This window comes from Paenibacillus maysiensis (genome assembly GCF_000520815.1).
Taxonomy (GTDB): Bacteria; Bacillota; Bacilli; order Paenibacillales; family Paenibacillaceae; genus Paenibacillus; species Paenibacillus maysiensis.
Window position 1 is genome coordinate 12,343 of sequence record NZ_ASRY01000233.1, and the last position, 16,050, is coordinate 28,392.

The window sequence follows — 16,050 nt, forward strand, 5'->3', positions numbered from 1 at the left end:
GGTTTAGCGATTTTCCGAGTGAAAGAGGGGATCAATCATGTTTACATACGCGTTGGACGAACGCACAGTCCTTCGTCCGCTCACCAAAGAGCATGTGCAGCCTCTGTTTGAGCTGATCGAAATGTCCCGTGACCGCCTGCGTCAGTGGCTTCCATGGGTGGATTCCACCACGGAAATCAGCCACACAGAGCAGTTCGTGCAGAGCGCCTTGAAGCAGACCGCAGAGAACGGGAGCGTGACCGCTGGAATCTGGCTGGATAACGAGCTGGCTGGCATTATCAGCTACCATGAAATCAATTGGACTCACCGTTCGGTCAGTATTGGATACTGGCTTGGACACGGTTACGAAGGACAAGGTCTCATGACCAGCGCATGCCGCGTATTCATCGAATATGCGCTGATAGAGTTGGACCTGCACCGGATCGAAATCCGTTGCGCCACCACCAACCGCCGTAGCCGGGGTATTCCGGAACGTCTGGGCTTCGTGCTCGAAGGCATTATCCGCGAAGCGGAACTGCTGCCCGACGGCTATATGAACCATGCTGTGTACGGCATGCTCCAGAGCGAGTGGAAACAGCTTCGGTAACCTTGCACCATAAAACAGCGCCGCAGCCCGTTTAGGGTCTGCGGCGCTGTTCCTTATGAACGGCTTATAGAAGGCTTATAAGAAGCTGATTACGCTGTAGAATCCATGTCTATTTCAAGAAAGCGGCCATTAACACATCGTCCACGAATTGGCCCGCTATGTAAAACTCCTCATGCAAACGTCCTTCAATCGAGAATCCGCATTTTTCATAAAACATAAGGGCCTCCATGTTGCACGAGAGTACCCGCAAGCTTAATTTACGAATGCCCTCAGCGGCTGCAATATCCTTCATGGCACTCATAAGCGCTGTCCCAATACCTTTGCGGTGATAGGCTGGGTGCACGGCTATATTTATTTCCAACACATGACAATTACTTGCCAACAGCGTTGGAGAACGAAATCCGATATAACCGCAGAGCACTCCCTGTTCGATAGCGACCAGTTGAGAGCCCGGAGGCGTATTGCGCAAAAACTCCCCACGCGACTTCCATGACAGCGAGGCGGGGGCCGTTCGTTCATTCCATACCAATTCATCCAGCGCAATCAGATCAGGAGCATCCTTCATCTCCGAATGACGAATCGTCAGGGGTTGACTTGTAAGCAATTTCTTTCAATCCTTCCTGTGAAGGCGTTCCTGAAGTATAGGCAGCAACCATTCGTCATTTATTGTACCATAATCACGGGCTCGTCACAGTCTTTATTAGGACTTAAGAACTGGAAACGTCTGCCTACGTAGTAGTCTCAAAAGCATCCTCTTCACAGCGGGAACGGTTCAATCCGCTATGCAGAACAAAGAACAGGATGGACAAAACCGCCACGCCCGCTGCCAGCCAAAGTGTGGGTGGAAGGCCTCCGCCATCATATAGCCTCCCCATAATATAAGGCCCCATCACCCGTCCGGCAGCGCCAATCCCCCCGACTAACCCGATGTAAAAGGGTGCTCCCCGACCTCCGTGGACGGACAAAAATGCCGGAACCGCTGGTGCGATCAGCATCTCTCCCAGGGTTGCCAAAACCATGGCGAATATCATCCCCGTATAGTTCTGTGTGCCTAGCATGACGATATAGGCTACCAAATAAAATCCTCCGGCCCACGTCATTTGAGCCGAAGCATGCCGGGCATAAAGACGCTTGAGCCAGAAAATAATCGGCTGTGCAGCAAAAATAAGCACACCGTTCAGTGTCCATAGTAGCCCGTACATCGTTTTAGGCAAGCCCTGCTCGATAATATACGGGGACACTCCCGTATTCCAGATCGAATTACCGAACCATAAAAAGAGCGAGCCCAATCCGACGAAGAGATACAGCCTGGTATCACGGAAGAGCAGCCGTGCTGGTATTTCCTCTGTTCTTTTCTTCAAGGACTTGTTAAGCTGAACTTCCCCCTCTTCCCGATCTACCCTGCTCAGATAGGACCAGAAAAATCCGGCAAATACCGCAGAGGTAATCCCGTTCATGACAAAGCTGAGCTGATAGGAGAAATCGGCCAGAACGCCGCTCAGTCCCGTTCCCAACGCCACCCCTATATTATTGGCAACATAGATAATGTTGAACAGCTCTCCACGGCGGTCAGCAAAGCGAAAACCTACAAATGCCTGAATCGCGGGCACAGATACGACATTAAAAAAGCCGATAAAGCCCATCATAATAACAAACGCAATCCAGTGACCGCTGGTAAACGGAAGCGCGAGAAGTCCCAACGCGTTCATTGTCAGCGAGCCGACAATCAGTTTTTTGGCCCCAATACGGTGATAAAGGGCTCCTCCTAACACCTGACCAAAAATCCCGCCCAGAGACTGCACCAAAATCGCAATCCCCGCATCTCCCATACTGCGGTGCAGCTCGTCGAATACATACATGCTAACTAACGGCCATATTAGAGAGCTTCCGGCGGAATTAATCAGGCTGGCGACGAGAAACACTTTCACTTCCTTCGGATAAGAATCCAACCATTTCATATATTTTGTTTCTCCTTTAGCATCGGACACCATAACAACACATTATTTCATTGGCGCTTCACATTCACCACCGTTGAAAAGAAAGTAGCTCCCCGGCCCATATCCGATAACCGATCAGAGGTCAACGCATTAGCACGCTGTCTGCGTCCTTTACCTTCCCACCATAACCCTTGGCTAATTACTGTACCGGGCAGCATCAGACCCGTGACTTTGGCTTTCAGCTCATACGTTCCCCGGTCGTTCCATACCGTAACCGGATCACCGTCCGCGATGTCTCTTGCTTGAGCATCCTCCGGATGAATTTGCAGCAAAGGCTCCCGTTCCAGCCGTTGATGCTTGGGTAAATTTGCAAACGTGGAATTCAGAAAATTATGATTCGGTGGCGAAATAAACATCAGCGGAAACCGCGCGTCCGCTTGCGGTCGATGCTCTCCGTCATATCCTTCAATCAGCGGCACATACGAAGGCATCGCGGGTAGACCCGCTTGCTTCATCTTTTCTGAATACAGCTCAATCTTGCCCGAAGGCGTAGTCAGACGATCCAGATAGGTAGCCTTCGGCGTCATGTCCAGTTTGACAAAAGGTGACTTTTTCAAGGCTTCCAAAGTCACACCGTTGAGATAAGGATTTGTCGGGTTATCAAGTGCACCCGCGATCATGTCCTCTTCACTTTCCGTGAAAGCAGCCTCGTCAAAGCCCATAGCCTGTCCGAGCAGGCTAAACAGCTCATAGTTGCTTTTGCTTTCCCCAAGTGGAGCAATGACCGGCTCCTGCATCTGGATATAATGATGCCAATACGATTTATACAGGTCTGTGCCTTCAAAAGAAGACGCCGCAGGCAGTACAATATCTGCATAGCGGGCCGTATCGGTAAGGAACAGGTCGTGAACGACCGTGAACAGATCCTCCCGTTCAAACCCCTGCGTCACCCGATCGGCATCCGGTGCTACGATAACCGGATTGCTGCAGTACACGAACAGCGCCTTGATCGGCTCGTCCTTCTGTAGCAGCGCTTTGCCGATTTGGTTCATGTTGATCACCCGGGCATCCGGGTTCTTACGCAGATCAGGACGTGCCAGATTGACGCCGTTGAGTTTGCCGTAAGCGCCGTTGGAACGCGATGCTCCCCCGCCGTGCTTCAGCCATTGCCCGGTGAGCGCAGGCAAGCATGTAACAGCGCGTACATTCATACCGCCATTATCGTGATGCTGAAGTCCGTTGCCAATGTTGATATACGCCGCTCGCGCCTGCCCGTACATCTCTGCCAGGCGGATAATATCTGCTTCCGGCACGCCTGTAATGCGTGAGACCCGCTGCGGGGTATATGCCTTCACATGCTCACGCAGTTCCTCATGACCGACCGTATAGCGACGCAAAAATTCATCGTCCGTCAGCCCTTGCTGGAACAGTACGTGCATGACACCCAGCGCGAGCGCGGTATCTGTTCCCGGGTATAGCGGAATGAACCAATCCGCCCATTGCGCTGTCCGGTTACGGTGAACATCAATGACAATTACCTTGGCACCTTTTTTACGTGCCTTCTCAGCCAATACCACCTGATGCATATTGGTGCTGATGACATTTCCTCCCCATACAATAATGAGGTCAGCATCCTCTGTATCCTCCGGACTGGTGCCGCCCTTAAAACCCATGACGGATGCCCAGCCTTCATTCCCAGCCACGCTGCAAATCGTCTGGTCCAGTTGGCTTGAACCCAGCGCATTAAAAAAACGGCGATCCATCCCATCCACACTCAACACGCCCATATTGCCATAATAGCTGTAGGGGAGAATAGATTCCGGGCCGTCCGTGCGAATCAGTTCCTTGAAGCGGCCTGTAATGGTATCGACTGCCTCCTCCCAGCTAATTCGTTCGAACTTCCCTTGCCCCTTGGGACCTACACGCTTTAACGGATAGAGCAGCCGTTCGGGGTCATACACTCGCTCCGTCATATTGCGAACTTTGTTGCAAATGGCCCCTTTTGTAATGGGATGATCCGGATTACCGGTCACCTTGACGATCTTTCCGTCTTCCTTGTGGAGCAGGAGCCCGCACGTATCCGGGCAATCCAGCGGACATACAGCCGGAAAAACACCGTCCGTACGCTCCGTCATTTGCTGCCCTCTTTGCAAGTCTTGCTGAAGCACAGCCTCAGGAGGCGCGCTGTTACGATGATCCATGTTGTTGATGCTCCTTTCCGTTACTGTTTCCAAAAATTACACTGTTCTTATCATATATACAGCTATGTCCTATGGCAAGAGAAGGATTTTGCCGACCCAAATCCATCCAAAAAGATCAAAAAATCCGCTTGCTGCTCACAGCAAAACGGATTTCTAATATTCTATATTATATTTTGATCATACCTGTTTCATTATTGAATACCAAGGGTAAAAGAGATCAAGGCATTATGGACGAGAGCACACTCATCCTCCATGCCAAATCATGGACCACTCCCAAAAAAATCCGCCATGACAGGTTTCGTTCCCCCGGACCTGCCATGGCGGATTTGCTTTATTCCCATTTCCCAGGCCCAGCTTAATCAGGCATGGTCACTCAACGGAGTTGTTGCAGTAGACGAGGGTGCCTGAGATGATTCATTCACAGGATGCACAGCGGTATGAGGCTTTTTCAAATATGCCAACCAGTAAGCCCCAGCTACAAATAGGCTTCCTCCCACCAAATTCCCCAGCCAAACCGGAATGAAGTTCATAATATAATCTGTCCATGAAAAATGACCTGCGAAAATAGCCGCCGGAATAAGAAACATATTAGCTACAACGTGCTGGAATCCGATAGCTACAAAGGACATTGTCGGGAACCAGATCCCTATAATTTTGCCGCCGATCGAATCCGTACTATATGCCAACCATACAGCCAGCGCTACCAGCCAGTTACATCCAATACCGGATATAAACGATTGCAAAAAGCTTTCATGCAGCTTGTGTCCCGCCATATCCACCACTTTGTCCAAATAAGGTCCTGTCTCGGTTAGACCCAGCACATGACCAAAGAAAAAGGCAACAAACAACGAACCCGCAAAATTACTAAGCGTAATAATCGCCAAATTACGAAACATCGCCCCGGTCTTGATCCGTCCTGCCCATCTCGCCAAAGGTACAGCCATCATATTACCGGTCAGCAATTCTCCGCCGCCGGTCAATACCAATATCAGACCTACAGGGAATACGGCTGCTCCAATAAAGGTAGCGATGCTTCCCCATTCTTTGGGTGCGCTTGCGATAACACGTATATCCAGCAAAAACCCAAGCGCAATAAATGCACCTGCCAAAAATCCCAATACCACCGCCACAGTCCATGGATTGTTCGCTTTGGCCACTCCTGTTTCCACCGTTTTTTCAGCAATCTGCCCCGGTTTATAACTTGCCATATATTCCGCTCCTTTAACATCTTTTCACTCGAATATTCTCTCTCATATTTTATTTAAAATCAGTGATTTTGTTTGTGAAAAAAATCACTTTATTGAATATTAAAAAACAGCCCTTGGGTAAAGGACTGTTTTTCATGTATTCTTACGTCTGCTGCGCTACTATGCGCTTTACATTTAGTTGTATTCTTCCTTTTCAACTGCTCTCAAGAACCAAATAACTCCACCGATGCCTATCAACGCCACGACTACAAGAAAAAGGATATAAAACAAACCCATAAGCTACTTACCCCCTAATCCTTATGCTACTCTATATTGTACTATAAGGATTCGTCCATACGTCTCAGATTGTTGACAAACTTATGAACAATATCACAGACAAAATGAATTATACGGTAACTGGCTTCCGTTCAGACATTGGCGGCAAGGCTTGCAAACCGGCTGCATTCAGGAAATTCCAAGGCTTGTTATAATGCGGCTGGAAGAAGAAATCGACAAAGGCCAGTTGATCAATGGTCATATGATTTTGAATGGCTACGGATAGCGTGTTAATGGATTGCGTCAAATCCACCTTCGACATAATTTGTGCCCCAACAATTCTTCGTGTCTCCTGCTCATATACCACTTTCAGCAGTACCTTTTCGGAGGTTGGCATAAATTCAGGTCGGTAGCTGTCCTCAATGGTGACAGCCTCTACAGCTATACCTTCGTCCGCTGCTGCCGCTTCCGTCATACCTGTTCCTGCAATATTATCTTCATAAATTTTAATACCCGAGGTTCCCTGTGTTCCCATATAGGCAATGGTCGGTTGTACCAAATTGCGTGCCACCAGCGTGCCCATACGAACAGCATTGGTTGCCAATGGAATATAAGCTGTTTTACCTGTCGGATTGTAGCGGATTGCACAGCTATCGCCTGCTGCAAATACGTCCGGGCAACTGCTTTGCATATAATTGTCCACAATGATCGCGCCGTTGGGCAGCATGTCTACCTGACCTTTAAGCAGATCCGTTTGAGGACGGAAGCCAATACAGAGAATAACAAGCTCTGTTTCATGTTCTCCTTTAGATGTCACCACTTTATTCACCTTACCGTTACTTCCTTCAAAACGGCTCACTGTTTCTCCCAGCACCAGCTTGATGCCATGCTTTTTCAGGGAATTTTCAATCCGGTCTGTATATTCCGGGTCCAAATATTTATTCAAAATACGATCAGCGCTGTCGATCAGCGTTACGTTCTTGCCGTTCATTTGAAAAGCTTCCACCAGCTCAACACCGATATATCCGGCACCGACAACCGTAATGTTCTGTACATGCTTGGCTTTCTCAATGATGTCATTGGAATGATTATAGTTTTTGCAGAGCAAGATATGATCAAGCTCAATACCTTCCAGCTTCGGAATAATAGGCCACGAGCCCGTAGTTACAATTAATTTATCAAAGGTGTCCGTAAATTCTTCTCCTGTTTGGAGATTGCGTGCTTGTAGCGTTTTGCCTGCTGTATCGACATCCGTTACCTCATGAAGCATCTTGGTCACGACACCCAGCCCAGCCAGTTCATTCGGGGAAGAATAAAACAATCCGTGCGGATCTTTGACGACACCACCTACGTACAGTGCAATACCACAAGATAAAAACGAAATATTGTCATTACGCTCGTAAACGGTAATTTCGGCATCTGGATAACATTTGGCTGTGTTGACGATGGCTGCCGTACCTGCGTGTGTACATCCGATAACTGCTACTTTCATGTTGAATTCCTCCTTGGTGTGTGGACATACCATGTATAATAATTGTGAATTGTTTCACGTAACTGCGCTGTTGATTGTGATTTATTTCACTTCATGTGCTTATTATAATGTGACATTTTTCACATTGCAATAGCTTTCTATGATATTCACAATTTGTCCACATTTTCAAAGTCAGGAAGATACACAGTCAGCCATTTGCTGAAACGACTCTTTCCTTCATTCAGTTTTTCCTGTGGGGGGCTTGATTATGCCTTTTATCAGGCTTCCAAATGCTACTGCAACGATCAACCGAATGTGAAATGCAGACAACAAAAAAGGCCGAACCCCGGAAAAACACCGGAAATTCAACCTGATCTAAACGTATATTTCTGATAAAGCAGAAGCTATTATAGCAATTGCTCGATGGCCGCTTTCATCGCCTCTGGCGATTCCTTGGGTTCAAAGCGATTCACAGGCACACCTTCACGATTCACAATAAATTTCGTAAAATTCCATTGAATCGTACCGTCTTCCTGCTCTCCAGGCTGCTGCTTTTTCAAATATTCAAACAGAGGTGCTGTATCCGGGCCGTTAACGTCCACTTTAGCGAATACCGGGAAATTAACCCCGTAATTCAGTTGGCAAAATTCAGCCGCTTCCTCGCTGCTGCCCGGCTCCTGACCGCCGAATTGGTTACAAGGAAAGCCTAATACAACCAGTCCCCGATCCTTATATTCATCATATAGCTTTTGCAAATCCCCATATTGCGGGGTAAGTCCGCATTTGCTTGCGGTATTTGCGATGACCAGCACCTTACCGGTGTAGGTATCCAGAGGAACCTCCTGATTCGCTGGTGTTACGGCATGATGTGAATAGACAGACATATAGCATCCTCCTTTGTTTCGCTTAATTTAAGTTTCATCACCCATTTTACCCAAAAGGAAACGGACATGCCAACATCCCTCGATACTTTAGCGAGACACCGCCACTTCGAGTCTGCGTTCTTCACGTTCTGATGCGGACATCCTTGGACACGCAAAACAATACCGCTGGCCTCCACCTGTCTTGTAATATTGGCAGCAGGACGGTTTCATATATGCCTTCTCACCGGGACGGTAAGGGTTATCCAGCTCAACAAGACGAACCGTAAACGGGTTTCTTTTACGCCCGAATACCTCTCCCTCCAGTTCCCGCGTCACATAATAATAATCTTGTTCAAAATGCTCCACATCCTGTGGATCAGTCAGCGATGGCTGGACTCTGTCCTTAAAATACAGCAAAGTCAGCGGAAATTGTCCCCACATCTGTCCAACAGATGCGCCTCCAGCCGCAGCCATCGCCTCCAGTATCGGTCTGATCTGCAAGCTGTAAAAGTCACGCAACGCCTGTTGCGCCTGCCCGGATGAATGATGCTCGTCCTGCCTGATGTTGTCCAGCTCAGTTGTATCGATGACCTGAAGGCTGATGGCGGGATATTTCCCTTGATAACAAATATGAAATCTGAGATTGGAAACCGACAGATCGAGACGGCGTTCACACAAAGACACCATAAAATGCTGAGCAAACACAAGACCACGCAACTGGTTCACAAAATAAACGGCTGCGGTCAAGCCGTCTTCCGCACGCAACAATTCACCATAATACTGCATCACAGAGCCAAGCTTATCCGGTTCAAGCCATTCTGCTACAGGCCCGGAGTATACCGCATCTTCTGGTGTGTCTGTCACTATTCGCGCCAATTGCTCAAGCTGATCATAATCCAGTGGTTTCATTAGGTCTCCTTTATCCTCTTGCCGCTACCTGTGGTCTGGCTTCACGCCGCTCGGAAACGGAGCCTACTAATTGATTCTCTTCCAGATTGAATCCCTTTACGGCTTGGCTTACCGCTGGTTGTCCGGCCAAAGCATATGGAAGACACAGCGGTACACCGGTGCGAGGATCTGTTACGATATCCGCTTCAATACCGAACACCTCGCGCAGCACGTCAGGGGACATGACCTCGTTTGGCGTTCCTACAGCCTTGGCCTTCCCTTTTTTGATCGCGATCATATGCTGGGCGTACCGGGCTGCATGGTTCAAATCATGCACGACCATGACAATGGTACGTTCGGCCGAAGTGTTCAAATACTCTAGCAAATGCAGCACTTCCAGTTGATGCGCCATATCCAAAAAGGTAGTCGGCTCATCCAAAAACAAAATATCCGTATCCTGCGCAAGCGCCATGGCAATCCATGCACGCTGGCGCTGCCCGCCAGAAAGCTGGTCGATCGGGCGGTCGTGGAACTCGCTCATTCCTGTCACCTGAATGGCCCACTCTACCATTTTGCGATCATCTGCTTTCATGGAGCCAAAGCCTTTTTGATAAGGAAAACGTCCGTAAGATACCAGTTCCGTCACAGTCAATCCTTCCGGTGCAGTCGGATTTTGCGGCAAAATAGCCAACTGCTTCGCTACCTCCCGGGTGGATTGCTTATGAATGGATTTACCATCGAGCAGAACGCTGCCGCCTTTAGGATTCATAATGCGAGCCATCGTCTTCAGAATGGTGGACTTGCCGGAGCCATTTGCACCCACCAATGCTGTGATCTTCCCTTGCGGTATTTCAACGTTCAGATCCTCCACAATCAACCGATCTTCATAAGCAATATCCAGATTAGCCGTTTTCAGACGAAACATTCGGAATCATTCCTTTCCCTTATCTAATATATAGTCACGGGCTTAACGCACGATATTCATCAAAACTTCATTCTATCTTTATATAATAAAGATATTGATAATCATTATCAAGTATTGATTGGCATATTTCCTTAGCATAGGAATCATTTCACGGAAAATGACCCTAAAAAAGCAAGTCTTGGGTGGTATCTTTATAGAAAAAACCAAGAAAGAACGCTCCCGTTTAGCCCGAGTGTGCCTTCTTTGTTTTGACATGTTGAGCGTTTAAAGGTCAGTACGACAAATCGCTCGTAAAGGGGTTCGATAACACGAACTTGACAGTTCTCTATGGTGCCCCTGACTACCCTTTTGAGAATTTCCGGCATAGAAAAAGAGCCGTGCTGATCACAACGGCTCCCCTTACTTTATTTTTAAATCTTTTGTTTATCGATTCCAAAAGCTACTCCGACAGGTTTATACACCATCACATAGCCTAAGAACGGATCACCAAATATACTCTGATCATAGACTCCTAATCTATGTTTCTCATAGCGTGGATAAGCTTTAACAACCCATTTTTGTCCTTTTGGAACATTTACCGTGTATTCATCAGATATACTGAATCCCTTACTCAAACTAAATCCCATACTAGCTTCTATTGCTTCGGCAGAACCCGAAATCGATCCCTCTACTTGTGCTGTAATTGAAGATGATACTGTAATCTTTCCGCTACCTTCATAATATGTGCTCACACGAAGTGCATTGTTTGTATCAACCCATTAGCCTTTGTTTTCATTGGTTTTAACGATCGGACCAATCCCCCATGACTGTGGACTAACGACACCTTTATTACCTTTTTATTGGCTAAACTATCATAATTGACATAATAGTAATAAACATCCTCCCCAACATTGCTAGCTGAATCTGTATATTTGTCCATGTGTAGATGTTATTTCATCCGTTTTCTCCCATTTGCCTGTTTCAGATTGTATTGTAGAAGATAACGGACTTGGTGCTTCATTTGCAGAAGCAAGGGCGCCGTATGGAAGTAACAAAGCAGTCATTGCTGCCAATATTGTGGTTTTCGTCATTACTTTGAATGGTCTCATAATTATTTAAATTCTCCTTTTCCAAAATAATTTAGGGTGGTTATCGTCATGAGTAAATTTGAAAAAAAACTAATTAAGTATTTGTCTTACGGATTTATGATTGGCATATATTATTCCTTCATCAAAGGCCCAACACAGTCCTCTACCGTTAGTGGTGTGACTAGGTTCTTCACTTTGCCTGCATCTGATTTTATTTTCAGTGCATTATCAACCTCATTTCTAGTAAGTCTTATTTTTGGAATATTGTATTTTTTAGTGTTTATGGCCAATAGAAGGAATAAATAAATTTACCTCTATATTCCTAACTTATGAATTTTTATTTTAGTCATTTTTTTACAAGGATATTTTGGAATGAAAAGGAGCCTTGCTGACCACGACGGCTCCTTTTTTACTCTATCTTCACCAAATTATGTACATCGTCATGGACATCCCGTCCGCTTGTAACAAAAAGAAAAAACTGCCCCTAGTAGTTTAAAAACTACTTAAGTGACAGTTCCTTCTGAGTTTCCCTAAATCACATCAAGACTGTGCAGAACGCAGTCCGAATGCTTCAGCCATAAGACGTATGGATTTCATTTTGGCGTCAAAGTCATGAATAATACTTGCGACCATGATTTCCTGTGTATGATAAGCCTCACTCAATTGCTCAATTTGGTGCTTTACCTGCTCAGGCGAGCCAACCACCATGCGCTTGCGATTCTCACGGATGCGCATCCGATCATATGGCGTATAAGGATACGCCAATGCCTTTTCTACGGAAGGTGTGCCAGCGGAGCGCATTCCCTGCTCCAGTAACACCAGAGACAAGTCCATGCTGGAAGCCAGGCGGTTCGCTTCTTCCTCGGTATCCGCACAGATAGCAAATACGGCAACAAGTGAACGCGGACGATCACTATGCTGCGAGGGCTTAAAATGCTCCTGATACTCCTTCATAGCCTTTGTGCCACCTGCGCCGTTGATGAACTGTGCGAATGCAAAACCCACGCCGCGTTCGGCTGCAAGCTCTGCACTGTCGCCACTGGAGCCGAGCAGCCACATTTCCGGCACGGTTTCTACGAGCGGCATCGCCTGTAACGAGCCAAAGCGATGCTCACTGCCTGTACTGTCATGCAGATAGGCCAGCAGATCATCCAGTTGCTCGGGGTACAGATCAACCCCGCCCCTGACTTTGCCCTCCTGCAAGGCTCTGGTGGCGGTTCGCATTCCTCCCGGCGCCCGTCCCAAACCCAAATCCATACGCCCCGGATATAACCCTTCCAGCACACGAAAGTTTTCCGCTACTTTATAAGCGCTGTAATGCGGCAGCATCACACCGCCCGAGCCGACGCGAATGGTCGATGTACGAGCCGCCAGATGCGAAATTAATACCTCCGGGCTGGAGCCTGCAAGATTGGAGACAGAATGATGCTCCGACACCCAGAAACGGCGATAACCCAAGCGTTCCGCCTCTATAGCAAGTTCGGCAGTCTTGTGTAACGCTTGCGCATGCGTCATGCCTTCCGATACCGGAGATTGGTCAAGAATGCTGAGTTGTATCATAAAAGTCTGACCTTTCTGTTTTGGGATAAGAATAGGTATTAATTATAGCACGTAAAGCCACAGTTACCCAAGAGGTGCCTTGATCGACCGGAAAGCTCTATTTTTTGTAGAGACTCTCTCTGGCTTTATCTGCTTCATAGAGGTGTGAACGTATCTTAAAGAAACTAAACAGATGTGTGACGATAACCTTCAATACAGCATAGCCCGGAACCGCCAGTATAATCCCTACCACTCCAAACAGATTGCCCGCCGTCAGAATGACAAAGATAATCGTGATCGGATGCACCCGGAGAGACTTGCCCATAATTTGCGGAGAAATAAATTTACCCTCAATGAGCTGTACGACTGTCCATACGATGACCATTTTGAGCAGCATAACCGGAGATGTTACCAAAGCTACAATTAATGCAGGCGTAATGGCAATCACGGGTCCCAAATAAGGAACAACGCTCGTAAAGGACGCAATGACGGCAAGCGTCAGAGAATAGTCCAGTCCGATGATCAAGTAGCCGATATACAGCAGAAACCCAATACAGAAGCTGACAATAATCTGCCCCCGGATATACGAGCTGACCTGATGATTCATTTCGGTCATAATGCGATCAGTCTCTTTACGAAACATAGGCGGGAACATCCTCAGGACCGACTGTGGCAGCTTGTGTCCATCCTTCAGCAGGTAGAACAGAATAAATGGAACCGTAGCGATCGCAAGCACCGTTTCTGTGACTACACCCAATAAGCTTCCCAAACCTGCCCAGGCATTATTAATGAAGGCAGATAGCTTTTCAGAAGCCTTGGAGGCCAGCTCCGACGGATTGATTTGAATCGTGTTTTGGAACTGGTTCACAAAGTCACTGCCAATTAATTTCTCAAACTGTTGTTGTACTTGCTCGCTATATGCAGGCACATTTTGAATCAACCCCTGAATCTGATCGCGGATCACAGGCACTACCGATGTAATCACGATGGTAATGATCCCTATGATAAGCAAATACAGCACAATAATGGAGTAGATCCGTTTGACCTTGTTGCGCTCCAGCACATCAACCAGCGGATTGAACAGATAGTACAAAACACCGGACAAAATGACAGGGAGAATGATCGTTTTCAGCAGCACAATAACGGGGGTAAATATGTACGAAATTTTGGTGAGCACCAATACATTTAAACCGATGAGCAGCAGTACCAACAGGAATAACACAAACTTGTTGTTCAGAAAAAACTTTTTGAATCGGTCTTTCCATGCCGGAGTTGTTTCCACATGACATTCCCCTTCTCTTTAAGCAAATGAGTTAATGATCCTTCATATTGCTAAGATATAATTTTAGATCAAAATATACAAGGTTATACCCGAATAACACAAAAGCAAACAAAGTTGCACGACAACATACACACTTTGCTTGCTTGGAATGTTATGGAGTGTCAGTTGTCTCTCGCACCAGCTCATTCGGTGGAATTTGCTGTTTCGCAATCGTCTTGACATCGATATTAAAGCCCAATGAAGCCAATTGCAGTATTTCTGTTGTGCTCAGGTTCGTTTCAATATAAGGAGAAATGCTGTTTAAAATACTTGGCAGCTTAAATTTCGACCTGACCGGAAGCGACCGAAATTTGATTTGTAAAATGATATCTGTCAATTCGCGTCGTCTGTTCAGCTTATCACGATTGACCTGTGACTAATGGTAGTTTTCCTTGTCTGTCACGCTGTTATTCTTATGTTCTTGCGGTGCCAGATTAGCATTGTCAGGAGTGTCCGCGTACCATGGGTTAAGATGCACGAGCACCTCGTAAACCCTCGGTTCCTGCTTCATTACAGCCCCTTTGATCAGCCGGATAATATCATGTCCCTGCTGAATGGTCAGAAAGGCATCTACAGAAGCTCGGATATCCACAATAATGTAATGACCGTGCTCACGGGCACGGATGCGGTCAATTCGCTGAACCTCGGCTACGCTAAGAACTGCTTCGGTATAGCTTTCGATTTCCTCGGTTGCAATCGCCTTTTCCATTAGGATATCTATGGATTCACGGCCCATTTCCCACGCCAGCTTCAGAACCAGCAGTGCGACCACAAACCCGGCAATCGGGTCACCGTAGGATAAAATCGGAATGCTCCAGTGCTCCCCGATCAGGCCCAAACTGATACCCAGTACAGCAGCAGCGGAGGCATATACATCCGCCAGATGATCCTTGGCCGTAGCAATGAGACCCTGGCTATTGGCTGCCCTTCCGATACGGATCGTATATATATACAGCCATTGCTTCCAGAGCAGGGAGATGATCGCCGCCACCAATGCCAGTATATGCTCCTTCGGCATCGGTTCAAACAGCGCCATAATGGAATGGTAGCCAATAAATATGCCGGCTGCGAACAAAATGACCGCTACCACACTAGCTCCAATAACCTCTGCCTTGCCGTGACCATATGGATGATCCTCATCCGGCGGCAGACTCGATATACGCATCGCCCCCAGCGCCGTTGCCGAGGCGATTACATCCCCTGCGTTATGCACACCGTCAGCAACCAGCACCTTGCTGTTGAACATGACGCCTGTAATAATTTTAATGCCAGTTAATAGGATGTTGCTGATCAGGCTGATCCACGCTGACACCATAGCGCGTTTGCCCATATCCTGTTCCTGCATGATGTATAACCTCCGTATCTATCTTGAAAGCAACTGTTATCCCCAAGTTAATCGGTTACTTTCAAGGCAGCTATGCTACTGGTTTTCTTTGTTTGCTCAGCGCAGTAATGCTGCTTATGTCATCCTATGATGCTACCGCATCGGCGGCATGGGTGGAGATTACAATAGCCCCGGAAGATGAGCATCTCCGGGGCTATTACCATAACCATAGCTGAGCGTTCTATGAGAACGCTCTTGCTTTATCTGGACCGTCCGCGACGGCCTCCCTGTCCTTGAGCCCCGCGCGGTCCGCCCTTGGCCTGTCCACCGCGACCACCTTGGCCTCCGCGCGTGGAACCGCTGCTGCTGCGGTCATATCCGCCGCGTTCGCTGCTTTGCCCTGCGGAACGGCCTTGGCCTCCGCGCGCGGAGCCGCTGCTGCTGCGGTCATACTCGCCGCGTTCG

General features: G+C 47.6%; 15 protein-coding genes and 1 pseudogene. 2 read left to right on the plus strand and 14 right to left on the minus strand.

All coding sequences use genetic code 11. The features are described 5' to 3' along the window. Positions 1-37 precede the first annotated feature (37 nt). Positions 38-586, plus strand: a complete 549-nt coding sequence (locus L696_RS0116925) for a GNAT family N-acetyltransferase (RefSeq protein WP_025684699.1) — start codon at positions 38-40, stop codon at positions 584-586. Positions 587-695: 109 nt separating this feature from the next. Here L696_RS0116925 and L696_RS0116930 read toward each other — a convergent pair whose 3' ends face one another. From L696_RS0116930 to L696_RS0116940, 3 genes are all read right to left on the minus strand, one after another. Continuing rightward, positions 696-1,190, minus strand: a complete 495-nt coding sequence (locus L696_RS0116930) for a GNAT family N-acetyltransferase (protein ID WP_025684700.1) — start codon at positions 1,188-1,190, stop codon at positions 696-698. 124 nt (positions 1,191-1,314) lie between these two features. After that, complete coding sequence (locus tag L696_RS0116935; RefSeq protein WP_049827427.1) at positions 1,315-2,544, minus strand: MFS transporter; 1,230 nt, start codon at positions 2,542-2,544, stop codon at positions 1,315-1,317. Between the two features lie 47 nt (positions 2,545-2,591). Continuing rightward, complete coding sequence (locus L696_RS0116940) at positions 2,592-4,724, minus strand: molybdopterin-containing oxidoreductase family protein (RefSeq protein WP_025684701.1); 2,133 nt, start codon at positions 4,722-4,724, stop codon at positions 2,592-2,594. 71 nt (positions 4,725-4,795) lie between these two features. On the opposite strand from L696_RS0116940, the gene L696_RS30570 reads away from it, so the two are divergent. Beyond that, positions 4,796-5,083, plus strand: a complete 288-nt coding sequence (locus L696_RS30570; RefSeq protein ID WP_155985417.1) for a hypothetical protein — start codon at positions 4,796-4,798, stop codon at positions 5,081-5,083. On the opposite strand, the gene L696_RS0116950 is transcribed toward L696_RS30570, so the two are convergent. The 11 genes and pseudogenes from L696_RS0116950 to L696_RS30980 all read right to left on the minus strand — a co-directional run. Next, entirely contained in the window at positions 5,084-5,932 is an 849-nt protein-coding gene (locus L696_RS0116950; RefSeq protein ID WP_025684702.1) for a formate/nitrite transporter family protein, read from the minus strand. It abuts the gene before it with no gap. A gap of 385 nt (positions 5,933-6,317) precedes the next feature. After that, complete coding sequence (locus L696_RS0116960) at positions 6,318-7,679, minus strand: FAD-dependent oxidoreductase (protein WP_025684703.1); 1,362 nt, start codon at positions 7,677-7,679, stop codon at positions 6,318-6,320. A gap of 386 nt (positions 7,680-8,065) precedes the next feature. Then, on the minus strand, positions 8,066-8,542 hold the full coding sequence (locus tag L696_RS0116965) for a glutathione peroxidase (protein WP_025684704.1): 477 nt from the start codon (positions 8,540-8,542) through the stop codon (positions 8,066-8,068). An 87-nt stretch (positions 8,543-8,629) separates the two neighbouring features. Continuing rightward, the gene (locus L696_RS0116970; RefSeq protein ID WP_025684705.1) at positions 8,630-9,430 is read right to left on the minus strand and encodes a hypothetical protein; all 801 of its coding nucleotides are present in this window, start codon (positions 9,428-9,430) and stop codon (positions 8,630-8,632) included. A 10-nt stretch (positions 9,431-9,440) separates the two neighbouring features. Further along, positions 9,441-10,334 carry an ABC transporter ATP-binding protein gene (locus L696_RS0116975; RefSeq protein WP_025684706.1) on the minus strand — a complete coding sequence of 298 codons (894 nt, stop codon included), beginning with the start codon at positions 10,332-10,334 and terminating at the stop codon, positions 9,441-9,443. A 410-nt stretch (positions 10,335-10,744) separates the two neighbouring features. After that, positions 10,745-11,065 (minus strand): DUF6426 family protein, encoded by a 321-nt coding sequence (locus L696_RS0116980; RefSeq protein WP_155985418.1) that lies wholly within the window; start codon positions 11,063-11,065, stop codon positions 10,745-10,747. A gap of 876 nt (positions 11,066-11,941) precedes the next feature. Continuing rightward, entirely contained in the window at positions 11,942-12,961 is a 1,020-nt protein-coding gene (locus tag L696_RS0116995) for an LLM class flavin-dependent oxidoreductase (RefSeq protein ID WP_025684710.1), read from the minus strand. A gap of 97 nt (positions 12,962-13,058) precedes the next feature. Beyond that, positions 13,059-14,222 (minus strand): AI-2E family transporter, encoded by a 1,164-nt coding sequence (locus L696_RS0117000; protein WP_025684711.1) that lies wholly within the window; start codon positions 14,220-14,222, stop codon positions 13,059-13,061. 151 nt (positions 14,223-14,373) lie between these two features. Next, positions 14,374-14,598, minus strand: a complete 225-nt coding sequence (locus L696_RS0117005) for a hypothetical protein (protein WP_025684712.1) — start codon at positions 14,596-14,598, stop codon at positions 14,374-14,376. Between the two features lie 39 nt (positions 14,599-14,637). Next, on the minus strand, positions 14,638-15,606 hold the full coding sequence (locus L696_RS0117010; protein ID WP_025684713.1) for a cation diffusion facilitator family transporter: 969 nt from the start codon (positions 15,604-15,606) through the stop codon (positions 14,638-14,640). A 239-nt stretch (positions 15,607-15,845) separates the two neighbouring features. Further along, positions 15,846-16,050 (minus strand): annotated as a pseudogene (locus L696_RS30980) (DEAD/DEAH box helicase); the annotation flags it as partial.